Here is a 16,926-nt window from a genome sequence, read left to right as displayed (position 1 = left end):
TCGCGCGGCAACAACCAGCGACGCGATGTCGCCGCGTTTAGCGTTCGACCAGAGCGCGGCAGATCATCGCCAGCGAGGCTTCGTCGCGCAACTGCATGACGGCGATCCCGCTGGCGACCAGCGGGCCCGCCGCTTTGCTATAGTCATCGACTTCGAAGGTGTTGATGATCGCGGTCACCGCCCATCCACGGCGTTTGAATCCGGCTAGCACCTCAGCGGTGCTGGAGTCGCATTTCTGCACGATCACGATCAGCGTCGTATCGCGAGACAACCGCGATTCGACTTCTAAAAAGGTCTGCGACAAATTCAGCCCGTCGGTGATCTCCAGCCGCGCCAACATCCGATGGACGTCGCGATAATGGACCGGGCCGCGCTGAGCCGACAGACAGACTGGTTTCAGGTGCGCGTCGACCTCATGCATTTTCAGATGCTGCGTGGCGGCATCGCGAGTCCGGTAATCGGTCATAAAACCTTCGGTCCGGATGCGGTCGGCGGCGTCGCGTCCGTTGGAGACCAAACCGAACGGCTGATTCATCTGGTACAGTGCGTTGCTGATCGATGCGGCCAGCGTGATCGCCAACTCGCTGCGGACCGGTTCGTGCTGCCGCGGATTGGTGTCGCGATGGAGATCGATCACCAGCGTCGCTCCGGCGATCGACGACGCTTCGTAGATCTTGCTGTGCAGTTCCCCGGTGCGGGCGGTCGCCGACCAGTGGACGCGTCGCATCGGATCGCCGGGCTGCCATTGGCGGATACCGACGATTCGCGTTGGGTCGTCCATCAACGGATGCGACATGCGGATCTCGCCGATCGGGCGACGCGATTGAATGTCGTAACCGTGCAAGGGAACAACGCGTGGCATCACAAGCAGATACTGCGGTACCGCGCCGACGCGGTAGCGACGGTTCAGCCCCATCAGGTCCCCGGTCTCCAAGACCGTCGGTCCGATCTGATAGTACCCGCGGCGATTGCATTTGATTTCGTAGCGGATCGTGTCGGTCTCGCCAGCGGATAGCGAGATGACGCGAATTCGATCGCCTTCGATCTGCAGCGCGGGAACCTTATAGAGCAACGCGTCGCGGGGCAACAGATCTTCGGCTAACAGCCAGGGGATCAAGACCTTCCCGGTGTTTTGAATCTCGATCTCGATCGGCACGACTTGGCCAATCTCCGCTTCCAGCGGGCCGCTGACACGGTGCGCCCTCGGCGCGGCCGACCATGCGTTGGTCAACCAGCGGCTGACGGCAACGACTGCGATCGCGCTGTAAGCGGTGTACAGCAGCAGCGATGAACCAAACAGCATCCCGACCAACAGCACCGCCGCGCCGAGTGCGATCCATTTAGAGGAACCCTCGGACGCCGCTTGGCGTGAATCGGCGGGCGGGGCTGCGGCGTTCATGCTTCGCCGACCGTTGGGACGGCGATCTCACCGAGGATCGATTCCATCACCTTTTCGGCAGTGATCTTCCTCAGCCGGCTTTCGGGGCGGACGATGATGCGGTGATTCATCACCGGGCCGACGATCCGTTTGACGTCATCGGGCTGCACAAAGCTGCGGCCGCGGATCGCCGCCATCGCTTGGGCGCAGCGGAACAAAGCGATCGTCGCACGCGGCGACGCTCCCAACGCAAGGTCTTCGTGTTCGCGGGTGTCGTGTACGATTTGCAAGATGTACTCGCGGACCAAGCGGTCGACATGCACATGTCGCACCGCGGTTTGGCAGGCGACCAGTTGTTGCGCCGTCGCGACCGGCTTGAGTCCGTCGATCGGATGTTGGACCTGCAACAATTCCAGCATCCGCAACTCTTCTTCCAACGACGGATAGCCGAGCGAGAAACGCATCAGAAAGCGATCCAGTTGAGCTTCGGGCAGCGGAAACGTTCCCTCGTGATCGACCGGGTTTTGAGTCGCGACAACTAAAAACGGAGCCTCCAGTTGATAGGTCGTCCCGTCGACGGTGACTCGTGATTCGGCCATCGCTTCCAACAACGCCGCCTGAGTCCGCGGCGTGGCGCGGTTGATCTCATCGGCTAGGAACAACTGGGTGAACAGCGGCCCTTTGCGAAACTCAAACTCGCCGCTCTTCTGATTGAAGATCGACGTTCCGGAGATGTCCGAAGGGAGCAGGTCGGGGGTGCATTGAACGCGTTTGAATTTGCAGCCGACGCTTTTGGCCAGCGCTCGGGCCAACATCGTCTTGGCCACGCCCGGCACATCTTCCAAGAGGATATGTCCGCTGGAGAACCAGGCGACCAGCGACAGCACCAATTGTTTCCGCTTGCCGACGATCGCTTGTTCGACGTTGCTGATGATCTTTTTGGAAAGCTCGGTAACTTCCGTCACATTGGGCGATGTAGGTTGCGGCATGATGGATCGGGAGGGCCCAAGAACGGAGCGGCGGACAATGGAAACACAGGGTCGGTGGCCCTATTGTGGCCTAGATCGGCAGTGAATGCGATACGTTTGCTATCGCGGAATTCTTCGACTTCTACAGCTTTCCCGGGTATGAATCGTTGGACCCTCGTCGGCGTGACAACCGAAAACTAAGGATGAGAGAAGCAGAACCGGTTGCGCAGCTAAAACGGGCGGCGCAGACGGGTCCCCGCATTTCGAGGGATCGCAATCCTAGCGAAAGGTTAGTTTCATGCTGAACTGGATGGATCATGTCGACACCTATTTGCAGCAGCTCAACGAGACCTCCGATGCGCTCGCTGGGACGCTGGTCGGGTTGGAGCAAGCGACGCGGAAAGCGGACAGCGAAGAGATCAACAGCGCGTGTGCAAAATTAGGCAGCCTGTTGCGCGTGCTCGAGCAGCAATTGAGTCAACGCGAGGCGTTGTTGGTCGAATTTCCCGACGCTGCCGATACCGCACCGGCCAATTTGCAGTCCGCCTTGGGGACGATCGAACATCCGCGGGCCAACGAATTAGCCAAACGCTGCACGCTGATCAGCAGCGAGTTGCGCGGGATCCACCAGAAAGCTATCAGTTTGTTTGTCGGTCAATATCATCTGACCAGCGTGACCGAAGAATTGCTGCGGTTGATGTCGGGTGTGTCGGCAAAACCGATCACCTACGATGCGGCGGACGACGATACCGGCGGCAGCTTTTTGGACCGCGCCGCGTGAGCGTCGGCAGAGCGATCGATCGTTTGCCACAGCCATCGGTCGCAAGTCGGTGGGACATTGGTGGCCCGCCGGCAGGTATCCAAGCTTGGCATAAACACGTCGCGCCGCGACGCCGTGCCACCGTAACTCAACTCGCGAAACAATCGCCATGTCGCTAATCTCTGCGATCAACAAATCGGTAAGCGGACTCAACGTCGCCCAACTTGGGCTGCAGGTTGTGGGCAATAACATTGCCAACGCCAACACCCCTGGCTACATCCGCCAGGAATTGGTTCAAGCGCCTGGGCTGGCCAACCGCCAGGGCGATCTATTGATCGGCAGCGGCGTGCGCCCCGTTGGGATCAGGCAGACGCTGGACAATGCGTTGGCGGAGCGGTTGCGCGACGCAACGTCGGCGTTGGCGGCCAACGATACTTTGGGATCGGCCCAGACGCAGTTGGAAGCGCTGGTCAACGAACTGGGAGACGCCGACCTGAGCACCCAGTTGTCGTCGTTTAATTCCAGCCTTCACGATCTCGCCAACCAGCCGGGCGATTACGCGCTGAAGCAACAGGTGATTCTCGAGGGGCAAACGCTGGCCGACCATGTGCGTCGTTTGAACGACGGAGCAAGTCAATTGGCGGATGCCGCCGACGCCAGCTATTCCGCGGACATCGAACAGGTCAATATCTTGACCAGCAAGATCGCATCGTTGAATCGCAAGATCGTCGATATCGAAGGGGGACGCACGCTGGGGAGCGATGCGACTGGTTTGCGCGATGAACGCGAAATGGCGCTCAACGAACTTTCCGGATATCTCGATATCGACAGCCAGGAACAAGCGTCCGGTGCGGTGGCGGTCTTCGTCGGCGGCGACTTTTTGGTCACCGACGGGATCTCCCGCGACGTCTACAGCACCAACGTCAGCAAGGATCCGACCAGCGCTTCGGAGATTCGAATCGTCGAAACCAATGCGCCGTTGCAGATCAACGGCGGAAAGCTGGGGGGCATCTCGGAGGCTCGCGAAGGGATCTACGGAAAGTTCATCTCCGATCTCGATTCGATCGCCGCGGGGATTGCCGAATCGTTCAACCGGATCCATTCGCAGGGCAAGGGAACCGCAGGTTTTACCGATCTAACATCCGTCGTTGGCGTGACGCCGGACGTCTCGTTGGATCAGGCCGGGCTCGATTTCACTCCCGAAAACGGCTCCTTCGAATTGCAGCTGTTCGGCGAGACAAATGAACCGTTGTCATCACACCGGATCGACATCGATCTGTTCAGCAATGGCAACGGGACCACGCTGGCCGATGTCGCTGCTCAGATCAGCGCCATCGATGGCGTTCAGGGCAGCATCACACCCGACGGGCATCTGACGATCTCCGCGACGACGCCGGGTGTGAAGTTTGGATTTGGCAACGATACCAGCGGCTTTCTAGCAGCCGCGGGGATCAACACGTTTTTCACTGGCAACGATGCCGCCTCGCTGAACATCTCCGAAAAACTGCTCGAATCGCCCGAGTATTTGGCGATCAGTGCCGAGGGGATCGGGACCGATGCCGACCATCTCACCGATTTGGTCGACTTGTTCGAAAAACCGTTGCCCGAGCTGGGGAACATCTCGGTCCGCGATCGCTACCAACGCTTGGTCACCACGATCACGCAAGGGGCTGCGATCCAACAGAGCGTGACCGATGGCCTGCGGACCTACCACTCGGCGCTCGAAGGGGATTATCTGTCGGTGACCAGTGTTAACATCGACGAGGAAGCGGTTAAGATGGTCTACTTGCAACGAGCGTTTCAGGCGAGTTCACGCGTCATCTCCACCGCGACCGAGATGTTGGAACTGTTGGTCTCGCTCTAATGCTCCGTTGCCTCGCAACCATGAGACCTTGTTTTGAAACGCCGAACGCTCGACCTGCATAACGCCGCTGAGGTGATCGCCGATATCGAGCACCTGCGAGCTGTCGGTTACACTAAAACGAAACGTTGGAACCTGACGCAGGTCTGCCAGCATCTGGATGCAACGATGACCGGCGGGATGGACGGCTTTGGATTTCGATTGCCTTGGATCTTGCGGCGGACCGTCGTCAAATGGGGCTTCGGTTACGCGCTCAAGAAACGCAAGTTGTTGAGTGGCACGCCGACGTTGCCGGTCTTGCGGCCGCCGGCGTCAAGCGATCGCGACGATTACGATGTCATCGATCACTGCATCGCCACGATTCGGCGAGCGGGAGAGTTCAACGGTTCGCTGAAAGAATACGCGCTGTTGGACGGTCTGTCCGCCGACGATTGGCGCGAATTCATGTGGATTCACGCCGCCCATCATCTCAGCTTCTTAGTTCCCGACGAGGAATCCTGATCGGGATCCGGCCGGTTGGATCACATCAACAGGATTTGGTAACACCAGCGGATGGTGTGAGCGTTCCCCTCGCCGAGACTCTCGGGGCGAATTTCGCAGACCCGATCGTCACTGCTGCAGGTGGCAACGGTTTGTTGATCGTCGGGGGCGATTTGTACACAGGCTTCGCCGGCGCGAAACAAGATCCCGGCAAAGGCGTCGGTTTGAAAGTCGACTCCTTCCGCCCAACGGTATCCGCTGCCCAACGATTCGGGGAGCGAGGTGCAGCGACAGGCGCAATCGATCCGCAGGCCTTGGCTGTCGCCCGCAAGCGTCTCCATGCTGATGCTCCAGTGGCTGGTGCCGGCCAAGCCGACGCCGAGGATCGCCAAACGGCCGTCGATCGTTTCCAATGAGGCCTGTTGCAACGGCGGGTTGGCTGGCCATGGAACCGCCGCGGAATCGGCGAGAGTTTCCAGCAACAGCGTCCGTTTTCCGCCGCGCAATAGTTCGATCGCGTGCCCAAAACGATCCTCCTGCCAGACCAGTCGCAGTGCCAGCCCCAGGGTGTTCGGATCGCCAGCGGTCAGTTCGGTGGAGGTGTTTGGTTCAATCAGAGTCATCGGCGCGGCACGGTCATCGGAGCAAGAGGGAAATGGCGAACCCGGCACGTTGCAGCTTCCTGGGGGCGGTCGCGAGATCACGCCAAGGTTGGGAAGATGTCGAACTGCCGGGATAACGGAAAAACTGCGGCTCACACTTGGTGCGGCCGCAGCGCGTTTCCGATGATAGCAGATCGCAGCGTTATCGTTTCACCGGCTGCGAGTAAAGTGCGGCTTCGGCCATGTAATTGGCTTCGTCGCCGATCGCAAATCCGATCCATCCGTCGCGAAGTTCGAACTGGGTGATCGCCAGGCCTTCCATCGCGGGATGATTTCGCAACTGCTCGCTGGTCAACTCCAACGACCGATTCGGTGAGAGCACCTTATTGAAGATCGTTCGCACCGCGACGCGATCTCCCATGCTCAATCGAGGACCGCTGATGTTCAAGTGCCCGTCGCGAACAAGCGCCGGACGCAGGCCATCGATGTGCGGGATATACGAAGCTTTGACGATAAAGTTCCGCAGCGAGATCCCGTCGGTTTGATCGAGTCGGATGATTCGCATCGTCAGATCCAATCGGCCCTCGTGAATTTCAACGGTCACCGGGCGGCTGCTGGTGAACTGAATCCGCACGTCGTCGGGCAGTTCCTCAGTCGCTTTGCGGCCTTCAAATCCGAACACCTGCATCGTTTCGCGGATCGCCGAATCGACGAGCACCGCGTTTCCCTGGGGTGCCAGCCGCGCCATTGCATTGTTGAGCGTCGATTGGTGCATCTGCACGCTCATCATGCAGTGCGTCGGTGCGCGAGGTCGCGGCGTAAAGGCAGCCAATTGCCAGTCGCCCGACAGGCGGTATCGGACGGTCAGACGTTCTTCGGTCGTCGACAGATCGACAACGGTTGGCGACAGACCAAGCATCGCCAAGGGGCCGATCAGACGCGACGAAAAGGCCTGCTCCGCTTGGTCGATCTGTTCCTTCAGCGATTCGGTCAACTGGTTTTCGATCTGCGATCGCATCCGCCGTTCGCTGTAGCGTTGGGCGTAGGGACGCGCATCGTCGTGCCGCGATTTCACATACTCGCGAACCAACGGTCCGAGGACGGGGAAGCCATCGTATTGAGTACGCAGCCGGCGGAGTTGAGTGTCCGCATCGACTTCGACACTGGGGCGATCGATATCGACGCCGCTGCGATCGACGCGAATCAATGTTCCCGCTTCAAAGTTGGCGTTGCCGACATGTTTCAGTTTCGCGGGGCCCTGCGAGCTCCAGGTCTCGGTGTCGATCGTACCCTCGCTGCGAAGTCGGATCTGCCAAGCGGAGTCCGACGGTTCCAGACGGACATGCAGATCGGCCTTGGCGTGGCTGGTCCCCATCACCGATGCACCCAACACGCGGTCGCGGATCGGTTGCGTCTTCGTCGGGACTTCGGGCAACATGCGGTTCAGCATCGCCGACGAGATCGATACTCGTAGGTTGGCGTTGCGGTAGTGGCGGTTGATCGCTTCGGCGATCGCGTAAGCCGGTTGGCTGTTCGCAAATCGCAGCGTCTGCATCGTGGCAGCGACGCGTCCGCCATCGCGGTCGAGCGTGTCGGTCTCTTGAACTTCGATCTGATCCAACAGAGCAACGTAATCGACCGGTCCATGAGCCCACGATCGAATCGTTTCGCCCAGTTCGCGGCAAGCCGATTCCTGCAGCCATTCGGTTTGAGCTTCGTTGAGTTCGGTGTAGTCGACACGCGATAGGTAGCGTTGAGCGATCAACCGACGTTGGGCATCGGTCGTGTTCCCCAGGCTCGCCGCTTCGATCTCGTCGAGCATCAAGAACGTCGCCCAGTCGGCGGCATCGCGAGTCGGACGAATCTGTTCGCGCAGATCGGCTACCAAATTCAAGACGTTCGCTTTTGCCTCGGGCCGCGGGTGGCGCTCGCCACTCGCCGCAGCGTGCAAGTTGTTCCAAACCGCGTACCAGATGTCGGCGCGGCGTTGGACAGCGTACGCCGCCGCGACCCAGTTGCGGTGCATCGTCAGGTCTTTGTCGTCGACCATCTGGTAACCCTGCTCGGCCAGCGAGTGAAGGTCGGCGATCAAATGTCCCGATTCCGCGGTGCCAAGCTTAGGCTCTTCGCGCAGCCGTTGCAGCGTTTCGCGAACTTGTTGGCTCCACTGACTTCCCTGCGGACCGGTCTGTTGGACGGCTGCCAGTTGAGCGTCCAGGGCAGGCGTCTTCGGCCATTCGCTAGGCTGTTGCGTCACGGGAGTACGTTCGATCGGGCTGGCGATCGAAGGGGACGACGGCTTTGATTGACTCGGAGTCGGGATCGTCGTCGGCGATGGCGGCAGCGACGGCGAGGGATCGGGCGTTTCGATAGCGCGGCGCGGCAGGTCGACGCGGTTGCTGCTCAGCTGGAGCGCGGCGAACGGATCTTCAAACGATTGTGGATCGGGCAGCCCCGCCAATTCATCTTTGACGTTCACCACCGGTGCCGCAAGCGTTGCCAGCGGAGCGTCATCGCGGAACTCTACGGTGGCCGAAGGTTCCAGCGCCGCTTCGACCAGACCGTGGTCGATCTTATCGGTCAACAGCACCGAAGGAGCATGGTGGTCTTGGAAGGCGAGCGCCGAGGATGGCACCGCGGCCGGTTCGATCGGACTCTCCACCGTTTCGATTACGACCGGTTCATCGTATTGTGGTTTTTGGACGATCGGGAAATCGATCGGTTGCTGCGGTACCAGCGTGACGCTCTCTCCGCTGTTGGGCGGGAACGGATACGACAGCTCGCGCCGCGAGAACGGTTCGCGACTCAAAGAGGGGCCGGTCCAAGCGACTCGGGGGCCCGGTTGCGGCTCCTCGTCGACGATCGTCCAGGGACGAGGCATTGGACGGGTCGAAGCCGATCGGACCACCGGCGCGATGCTCGGTTCCATCTGGTCACGTTCGAAAACGCACAATAATCCGATCACTGCGGCCGACGCTGCCGTCGGCCAAAAGATGATCCGGAATTTCCGTAATGGGCCCATGCCCCGCACTCCTTGCTAAAGCCATCGTCCTTGAATTTTTGCGTTCGGGGATGACCCCAACCGCAACGATCCTTTCCTGATCATCGATCGGACGGATGCAAGGATGAAATCCAATTAGATCGGTACCGCCGTCATAATCCGCGCCGGGATAGCAATGAAAACGCTGGTGGAATGCAACTCACGCCTTGGGGGGAGCCCACTGGCCGCTGCTTTTTTCGGCAGGGTATTTCTTGCGATTGAGCACCATCTTCGCCTCGATCGCGCTGCTGAGATCGACCCCGAGGCTGGATGAGAGAGCCAGCAGATAGCAAGCGACGTCGGCCATCTCGTGGGCGACTTCGGTTAACAGTTCGGGGTCTTGGGCAATCGCTGCGGATTCTTCCGGCGTTCGCCACTGAAAATGTTCCATCAATTCGGCCACTTCGACCGACAGCGACATCGTTAGATTTTTAGGCGTATGAAATTGTTGCCAATCCCGTTCAGCGACAAAACGTTCGATAACCGCTCGCAGTTCCGCGACAGAGGTTTCGGCATCATTCATAAGGCGATCGATCGCTGGCGGTCCGAGAGTGGTAGCAGGGGGGGCGATTACAGCTTGGGGAGCGGACGCTTGGGAGCCGGTTTCTTCAACATCCGCTTCTCGTCGTCGCGAGCCGCGGTCATGTTGTTGTTATTATTGTTGTTCCCGCCGGTGCGAGCTGGTGGATTGAGGTCGGTGTATTTCTCGACCCACTTCCATCCGATCGGCGTCTCCAGCTCGGTCTTGGCCAACAACGCCCAGGGGGTTCCCGGGTGTTCGGCGATCACGCCGCTGAGCAGTTCGCGGGCCTTTTCCGCCTCGCGTTCCCACTTGCTGCCGACGCTGACCTCATCGGCCGCTTCCAAGATCCAGGTGTTGTTCTTTTCCTTTTCGAAAGCCATTCCACGCTTCGCCTTGGCGAGCATCGCGTTGTAGGTTTCGGTCCGCACCTTGTGGGCCAGCACCCGCCCGTAAGCCAGATCGAAACCGGCTCGCCAGCGGGGGCTCATCTCCTCGTCGCGGTCTTTCAACCCCTCTGCCAAGATCCCTGCCATTCGAACCAGTTGCGGTTCGATCACCGCCGCCGACTTCTGAGCGTCGCCCAGTTCGGTCGCCAGTTGAGCATCGCCCCGTTTGACGAAACGCGTCTTGGGAGCTTGTAGAGTTTCCAGTTGTGTGTCTTTGGCTGCCGTTGTCAGAGCGGTTCGCAAGGCGCTTGCCCGCACCTGACGGACGTATTCCTCGGGGGATACGTAGTCGGGGCGATAGCGAGCCATCGTGTTGGAGTCGAAGAAGTAATCGATCTGCGCCGAAAACGCTTCGGTCTCTTTCTTGCGAATCCGTTTGTTGACGTTTCGGTTGGGGTGGACCGAAAAATAGATCCCCCCAGTTTCATAGCTCAATCGGGTCAGAGCGAACGGCCCAAAGCCTGAATCGATCACCGGCTCCTCTTGGTAATTTCCGGTGTAGCCGATCTTTACCCGTTCGGGCATCACACTCTCGGGGCCCGCATCGACCTGGGCCCATTGAGGGGATTGGTCATACTTCGGATCGGGGTCGACGTATTTGACCAGCGAGTGTTCGCGGCCGAACGGAGCGGGGGATCCGATCACGTAGACTGGCATGCCGTAGCGACGGCACAGATCGATCGTCGTTTCGAGTCCCTCTTGATCGTCGCCTCGCTCGTCGGTCACGACGACTAACATCACGTTTCGCAGCGGCCCTTCGGCCCCCCGTTTGACGCGATACTTCTTGAATTCGTTGGCGGCCATGTAGACGGCGGAAAACGCCCGTTCGACACCGCTGGAATCGACTTCGATGTTGTTGACTGTATCTTTGATGACCTGCAGGTTGTCGGTCGGTTCCTCGGTCAACAGGCTGACGTCTTTGCCGAAGCCGACGATCGAGGTCAGCAGCGGGATCTCGCTGGCGTTCTTCCGCTTGCCCGATTTCTCTTCTTGGCTGGAAATGATCCCCAGTTCCTCGTAGATCTTATCGAACCGATCGCGGATCTCTTGGCGTTGGCGATGCAGCGATCCGCTTTGATCGAAGACCCACACGACAAGCGTCGGGCGTTCTTCCATCGATTGCAGAATTTCGAAGGTCAACCGATCGACGGCTCCTTTGGCGCCATTGTGCCCTTCCCCGACGCTCCCCTTCTTATTGACCATCGCTTGCAGCGGAGCGACTGGTTCGGTGAAGAAGTTGTTCAGATCGATCGTCGCCAGCTTCTGCGGCGTCATATCCATCGGGCTTGGGATCTGAGCGGTTTCGGCAAACGTTTGAGCCGTCGCCATCGCGATCGCACTCTCGAGCGAATCGGCGTTCGAACCGATCTGTTCTTGAGGGACTTCGCTGGCGACGATCTCTTCGATCGAATGGATCTTGTCTTCGGCGACGTCTCGCATCGGCGAAACGATCACGATCGCTTCGGGATCGAAGTGGGGGGAGAAGGTTGCCAGAGCGAGGAACAGAACGATCCCCATGTGGGCCATCAAGCTGGCGACAAACGCTATCGATTCATCGTCGAACCAACTCTCGTCCTCATCCTCCTCGTCGTCGTAGTCCTCCGCTTCGTACTCGGCCTGTTCGGCGATTGCGTCGAGCCGCTCACGCTCCATCGCTTCGGAGCGATTGGCGGAGGACTGCGGGCCGGCAACGGCATCGGTCGGTACGGCAGAGGGGCTGATGTCGATCGACATAAGGTCTTGTTCCTCAGTGAAGTGAGAGCGCACGAATCCATCGGCGCGGCGCGAAACGGCGTTGGCGGCATCGATCCGCTGCGCAGTTGCCCGTCGTCAGCATATCGAGTCGACAGTGGCAATTCCACGTCTTCGCGTTGCGACAGACGACGACCAGCTGTATTTTCGTCGATAAACCGATATAAATCAATCGTTTGTCGTCTACTAGTGCTCCGTTCCCGCGAGCGACGCTCTGCGTGGGAACCTGGTACTAAAACGATCGTTGGTGCCTTTTGTACTCATCTTGAACCAACGGTTTGCCTGCTAATTCGCTCCACAACTGTCAATTATATAAACAATATGCCAGAGAGATTGATAGCCATTGGGGACATACACGGATGTTCCGACGCGCTGCAGACGCTGATTAAAGCGATTGATCCGACCCCCGATGACACCTTGGTCGTGTTGGGGGACGTCGTCGACCGCGGCAGCGCGACCCGCCAAGCAGTCGATATGCTGCTCGAAATCGCCCAACAATCGCAGCTGATCGCGCTGCAGGGAAACCACGAGGAGATGATGCTGAGGGTGCTCGATGGCGAGTCGCCGCAGCGGTGGCTGCAATTTGGGGGGATCGATACGCTCGACAGCTACGGTTTTACCGGGGACTTCTCGGCGATTCCCGAATCGCACCACGCCTTCTACCACGGGATGCTCGACTACTACGAGACCGACGGCTACTTCTTCACCCATGCCGCCTACAAGCACGACCTGCCGCTGGAATACCAGCCGGTCGAATTGCTGCGATGGCACTCGCTGCGGGAGGGTCTGCCCCCGGCTCATGAGAATGGCAAAATTTGCTTTGTCGGCCACACGGCTCACAAAGAGGGTGAGATCATGGATTTTGGGCACATCGTTTGCCTAGACACCTATTGCTACGGCGGCCGCTGGCTGACGGCGATGGACGTGCGGACCCGCCAGACCTGGCAATCCGATCCGGCGGGGCAGTTGCGAACCGATTAGTTCACGACGTTCTCGAGTGCAAATCCGTTGACGGCGTCGACGACGCTGAATCCGCTGAACGGAACGATGCCGTAGATGCCTTCGGTAAAGACCTGGCGAACGAAGTTGTCGAACAGTCGGATCGGGCTCGATGGCACGACGACGACGTCGCCATCGCGGAGCCAGATCTCGTCGGCTGGCAGCGGAGACTTGCCGAGGATCGCGCCTCGCAGATCGAGCACCGTGGAGATCAGACGCCAATCTTCCGCTCGCCGAAAGACGACAACCTGTCGCAGGTTTGCACCGACCAAATGTCCTTGAGCCAACGCGATCGCCGAGAGCGCCGTCGTCGGGCCCTGCATCTCGAATCGGCCCGGTTGAGCGACTTCGCCCAAGACCGACACAAAATGAGTCGCTTGTTCTTGCAGGCCGGCTTCGACCTCCAGACCGACGACCATCGATCGGTAACGCAGGTTGACCTCCTGCTTGATCTCGCCAAGGGTCAGTCCCTGGACGCAGACGGGTCCGATTTTAGGTAGCGCGACGCGACCGTCGGGCGTGACGGTTCGCGAGATCGCTTGTTCGTTCAGGCCGCTGGCACCGCCGACCGCGTTGCGAATGTCTTCCAGCAAGATGTTCGTCTTGATCGGTGTGACGTCGATCCCCGGCTCGTTGTAGTACTTTTTGTATTTCTCTTCCAATTGATCGCGCAGTTGATCGATCGTCAGTCCAGCGGCGTGGATCGATCCCAGGATGCGGACCGAAATCGTACCGTCGGGTTGGACTTCCAAACCGCGTTCAAACGTTCCACGCGTCAGCACCTCTTCGTCGGCCAGCGATTCGATCAACAATTGATCCCCGATTCCGATCCGATACGAACTGCGCATCATGTCGCGAGACAGAACGTAGGTGAACTGCAGCGTGTCGCCGACGCGGACCCGGTATTCTCGCATGTGAGACAATCGCGAGGGACCCGCGTATTCGCCTTGGCCGTAAGGACCGAAGTCGACGGGGTACATGTTCTTCCATTTCAGCTTCGGATTGCATTGCCCGTTGGCGCAATCGAAGCCTTGCATGCAGGGTTGGCACCCGCCCAGGCAGGCTTGCGGTGGCGTCAGGTTGCCGCAATTGCAAGCCGCCGCCGACGGGCCGGTAATCGCTCGGGGAGCTCCCAGCACGGTGCCGTTCGCCGATGCTACGTGCGGCACCGAGGTGTCGTATCCCGGCTGCGCGTATTGCATCGGCTGTTGAGCGTCGGCTCGCTGGTGCAACAACCCGCCGATGCCCGCAAGGCACATCAAGGCAACACTGGCAAAGTTTGGTAGCGTCATCGATCCGTCCGAATTCATCAGGCAAGACATCCGTGTTTCCTAGCGAAAGATCGCTTTGACCCGGTCAAAAGTACTGGCCACACGCCCCTGTTGGGGCGCTTCGGTGTGGGCTGGTTGAACGTTGGTTCGCTGTGCAATCGCGTCGCTAGTCGGCGCCCCAGCGTCGGACGACATGACTTGTGGCGACATCTGAGCGAACTGGCTTGGTGTCAGTTGAACAACTTGCGCAACCCGCTGTTGTTGGCTTTGCAAGATCGCCAGATTCGTCGCACAGACCTCGGCGAGTTCCATGTTGCCGGTGACCCGATGCAGTTCCGCGAGGTTCTGCAAAGCGGCGGGCGATGGTTGTTTGGCGTAGCTGTGTTCCAGCGCCCAGCGGGCTTCGTCGAACATCCCCAACGCCAACAGTTCGTGTCCTAATTCGTTTGCCGCCACAGCGTTGTCGGGATCGCAAGCGATCGCCGATCGTAGGCAGCAGATCTGGGCTGCCGATAGGTTGCTGTCGCCCACGTCGGAGGTCAGAGGTTCGGTTTTGGCGACGATCATCAGGGCTCGCGAGGCGGGAGCCCAACCGGCGACCGCGTCGACAAATCGTCCGCGAGCGAACTCGTAATAGACGTCCGCGGCGCGTAGCGGCGTCACCTGTTCCAAGTCGCAGCGTTTCAAAACCCGCGTCGAATGCGAATCGACAAGCCGTTGAAGTGCGGCGGCGTCGACGACTCCAAAGCGGCCGAGAAAGTCGGAGGCTTCGCGGACGGCGGTTAGAGCTTGTGTGAGCGCTTCGGTGCCGTCGGTGCTGTGAGTCGTTTCGTCGGTCGATTGCGCGATCAAGTGGAGCGCTTCGATCGCTTGCTGGCGAGCGGTCATCGGCGACTGTCGCTCCAGCAGCATCTCAGCTCGCTCGATCTTCTGCGAAGCCAAGCGGCCTAGTTGCCAGTTCGAAACCGTCTTGGTGGCGACCGTCGGCACGGGCAGCAGCGGCTGTTCTTCGACAGCGATTGCGGCCCGGTTGTTTTGAGTGTTGGTATCTCCGGCGGGACGCAGTTGCAGCGACGGCGGAGAATAATCTAACGCTTGGTAATCGGCCGACGGTTGCGACGACAGCGATGCGATGTCCAGCACCGATTGCGACGGGCGATCGTCGGCGGTGGCCGCGGCGGGATACCCGGGCTCGGGGCGCCGCGCTGCGGCAAGCTGCATCGCGGCGGCACCGTTGCGATCCGCTGGCATCGCGTTGTCGGAGTAGGCTTCGGTCGCGGTAGGCTGTGCTGTGATGACTGCTCGAGCGTAACCGGCGGCAACGGGAGTGGTTGTTGGTTGGCCGCGATGCTCGGGACGCATCGGTTCGGCGGGCGGGAAGAGAGCTCGGCCAGTCGTCGAAAGAGGTGGTGAAGCCGAATCGTTCAACACCGGTGGTTCCGGCGGGCGCACGACCGAGCTGGGCTCAGGCCGCTGAGGCGTTTGGGGAACTGCGATCGGCGAGCGGCTAGGCGTCGTCGTGTTCGGTTGCCGGCCAGCGTCGTAGGAACCGCTGGCTGCATATTTGATGGGCCGCGGGCTCGACCAATCGTCCAGCCGGTCGACGGCGATCACATGTTGCGAGGTCAGCATGGCTGCCAGCAATGTGATGTTTCGAGCCTTGGCGGCAGATCTTCTGGAATTCATCCGTTGACACTCGTGATCCGAACCGAAAAACGGGGTTAAGCGTCACAATACGTAACGGCATCGTGCTTAACTCAGATCGGTGTGTTACAACCGGTATAACCATTGAATCAGGGCAACGATCCGCCGTTGCATTTGAAACCGGCAGAACAACCGGAACATTGAGATCAGGTTGCCTAGGCCTCAAAACTTACCATTTGGCCCCCTGGCGGGTGGCTCGATTAAGCTTAGGCAAACTGGGTGACTGTTGCCCCCGCAACTCGTCGTAAACTGGGAGAAATATGTCCGAGACAATAAGACCCGTTACCACCCAATCGCTGTCAAAGATGGCGGCCAAGGGGGAGCGGATCGCGATGCTAACCGCCTACGATTTTCCCACAGCTCGCCTCTTGGACGAGGCTGGAATCGATGTCTTGTTGGTGGGCGATAGCCTTGCGATGGTCGTTCAAGGGCATGAAACGACGCTGCCGGTGACGCTCGATCAGATCATCTATCACGCCGAAATGGTTGGCCGGGCGGCACGCAGGGCACTTGTTGTTGTCGATCTCCCCTTTCCCGAGGGGCAGTTGGAGGTTGGACGGACGCTGGCCGCGGGGGCTCGGATTCTGAAAGAGACGCGTTGCCGAGCTGTCAAGTTGGAGGGAGGAAGCGAACAGGCGCACCGGATCGAAGCTCTGGTGACCGCTGGCATTCCCGTGATGGCTCACGTCGGGCTGCGTCCACAGAACATCCACATCGACGGCGGTTACCGCGTGCAACGCGATGCGCAGCAATTGATCTCCGATGCCCAGGCGGCAGCTGATGCGGGGGCGTTTGCGGTCCTGATCGAATGCGTGCCGGCGGAGATCGCCGCGCAGATCACCGCTGCGATCCAGGTTCCCACGATCGGAATCGGTGCGGGGGGAGATGTCGACGGCCAGGTGCTAGTGACCAACGACCTGATCGGGCTGACCAACGGCTACCTGCCGCGGTTCGTCAAACAGTACAGCGACGTCGGCGGGACGATTTCGTCGGCGGTGCAGCAGTATGCGGCGGAAGTCAAAAACGGCAACTACCCCGGTCCCGAACATCAGTTTTAGCTAACGCGTCGATCGGGACAGCGTTGGGGCACGCGCCGCGTCGCTGGCGAAGCTTCGCTGCCACGGCGACGGTTGATCTTATTC

The 16,926-nt window shown here is 59.8% G+C and carries 13 protein-coding genes; 5 read left to right on the top strand and 8 right to left on the bottom strand.

The window, feature by feature from the left end:
- Window positions 1–37: 37 nt before the first annotated feature.
- Both CA51_RS08390 and CA51_RS08385 read right to left on the bottom strand, forming a co-directional pair.
- On the bottom strand, window positions 38–1,399 hold the full coding sequence (locus CA51_RS08390) for a DUF58 domain-containing protein (protein WP_145119566.1): 1,362 nt from the start codon (window positions 1,397–1,399) through the stop codon (window positions 38–40).
- Window positions 1,396–2,367, bottom strand: coding sequence for an AAA family ATPase (locus CA51_RS08385; RefSeq protein WP_145119564.1), 972 nt, complete (start codon window positions 2,365–2,367; stop codon window positions 1,396–1,398). The genes CA51_RS08390 and CA51_RS08385 overlap by 4 nt, the downstream gene beginning before the upstream one ends.
- Before the next feature lie 277 nt (window positions 2,368–2,644).
- Between CA51_RS08385 and CA51_RS08380 the strand changes: the two genes are divergently transcribed.
- From CA51_RS08380 to CA51_RS08370, 3 genes are all read left to right on the top strand, one after another.
- Window positions 2,645–3,127: a hypothetical protein gene (locus CA51_RS08380; RefSeq protein WP_145119562.1), complete on the top strand. Its 483-nt coding sequence runs from the start codon at window positions 2,645–2,647 to the stop codon at window positions 3,125–3,127.
- A gap of 148 nt (window positions 3,128–3,275) precedes the next feature.
- Window positions 3,276–4,970 (top strand): flagellar hook-associated protein FlgK, encoded by a 1,695-nt coding sequence (flgK, locus tag CA51_RS08375; RefSeq protein WP_145119559.1) that lies wholly within the window; start codon window positions 3,276–3,278, stop codon window positions 4,968–4,970.
- Window positions 4,971–5,003: 33 nt separating this feature from the next.
- On the top strand, window positions 5,004–5,468 hold the full coding sequence (locus tag CA51_RS08370) for a DUF1569 domain-containing protein (RefSeq protein WP_145119557.1): 465 nt from the start codon (window positions 5,004–5,006) through the stop codon (window positions 5,466–5,468).
- A 20-nt stretch (window positions 5,469–5,488) separates the two neighbouring features.
- On the opposite strand, the gene CA51_RS08365 is transcribed toward CA51_RS08370, so the two are convergent.
- The 4 genes from CA51_RS08365 to CA51_RS08350 form a co-directional block, all read right to left on the bottom strand.
- The gene (locus CA51_RS08365) at window positions 5,489–6,070 is read right to left on the bottom strand and encodes a hypothetical protein (RefSeq protein ID WP_145119555.1); all 582 of its coding nucleotides are present in this window, start codon (window positions 6,068–6,070) and stop codon (window positions 5,489–5,491) included.
- A 181-nt stretch (window positions 6,071–6,251) separates the two neighbouring features.
- Window positions 6,252–8,930, bottom strand: coding sequence for a hypothetical protein (locus CA51_RS08360; protein ID WP_145119553.1), 2,679 nt, complete (start codon window positions 8,928–8,930; stop codon window positions 6,252–6,254).
- A 319-nt stretch (window positions 8,931–9,249) separates the two neighbouring features.
- On the bottom strand, window positions 9,250–9,612 hold the full coding sequence (locus tag CA51_RS08355; protein WP_145119551.1) for a nucleotide pyrophosphohydrolase: 363 nt from the start codon (window positions 9,610–9,612) through the stop codon (window positions 9,250–9,252).
- 47 nt (window positions 9,613–9,659) lie between these two features.
- On the bottom strand, window positions 9,660–11,792 hold the full coding sequence (locus tag CA51_RS08350) for a vWA domain-containing protein (RefSeq protein ID WP_231746068.1): 2,133 nt from the start codon (window positions 11,790–11,792) through the stop codon (window positions 9,660–9,662).
- Window positions 11,793–12,143: 351 nt separating this feature from the next.
- Between CA51_RS08350 and CA51_RS08345 the strand changes: the two genes are divergently transcribed.
- Window positions 12,144–12,791, top strand: a complete 648-nt coding sequence (locus CA51_RS08345; RefSeq protein ID WP_231746067.1) for a metallophosphoesterase family protein — start codon at window positions 12,144–12,146, stop codon at window positions 12,789–12,791.
- Here the strand turns inward: CA51_RS08345 and CA51_RS08340 are convergent.
- Together CA51_RS08340 and CA51_RS08335 are read right to left on the bottom strand one after the other, a co-directional pair.
- Window positions 12,788–14,119: a polysaccharide biosynthesis/export family protein gene (locus CA51_RS08340; RefSeq protein WP_145119547.1), complete on the bottom strand. Its 1,332-nt coding sequence runs from the start codon at window positions 14,117–14,119 to the stop codon at window positions 12,788–12,790. The genes CA51_RS08345 and CA51_RS08340 overlap by 4 nt on opposite strands.
- A gap of 21 nt (window positions 14,120–14,140) precedes the next feature.
- Window positions 14,141–15,766 carry a tetratricopeptide repeat protein gene (locus CA51_RS08335; protein ID WP_145119545.1) on the bottom strand — a complete coding sequence of 542 codons (1,626 nt, stop codon included), beginning with the start codon at window positions 15,764–15,766 and terminating at the stop codon, window positions 14,141–14,143.
- A 278-nt stretch (window positions 15,767–16,044) separates the two neighbouring features.
- Between CA51_RS08335 and panB the strand changes: the two genes are divergently transcribed.
- The gene (panB, locus tag CA51_RS08330; RefSeq protein ID WP_145119543.1) at window positions 16,045–16,842 is read left to right on the top strand and encodes a 3-methyl-2-oxobutanoate hydroxymethyltransferase; all 798 of its coding nucleotides are present in this window, start codon (window positions 16,045–16,047) and stop codon (window positions 16,840–16,842) included.
- Window positions 16,843–16,926: the final 84 nt, after the last annotated feature.

The sequence above is a fragment of the Rosistilla oblonga genome, assembly GCF_007751715.1.
Lineage (GTDB): Bacteria > Planctomycetota > Planctomycetia > Pirellulales > Pirellulaceae > Rosistilla > Rosistilla oblonga.
This window is presented reverse-complemented; position numbering and strand designations above follow the sequence as displayed.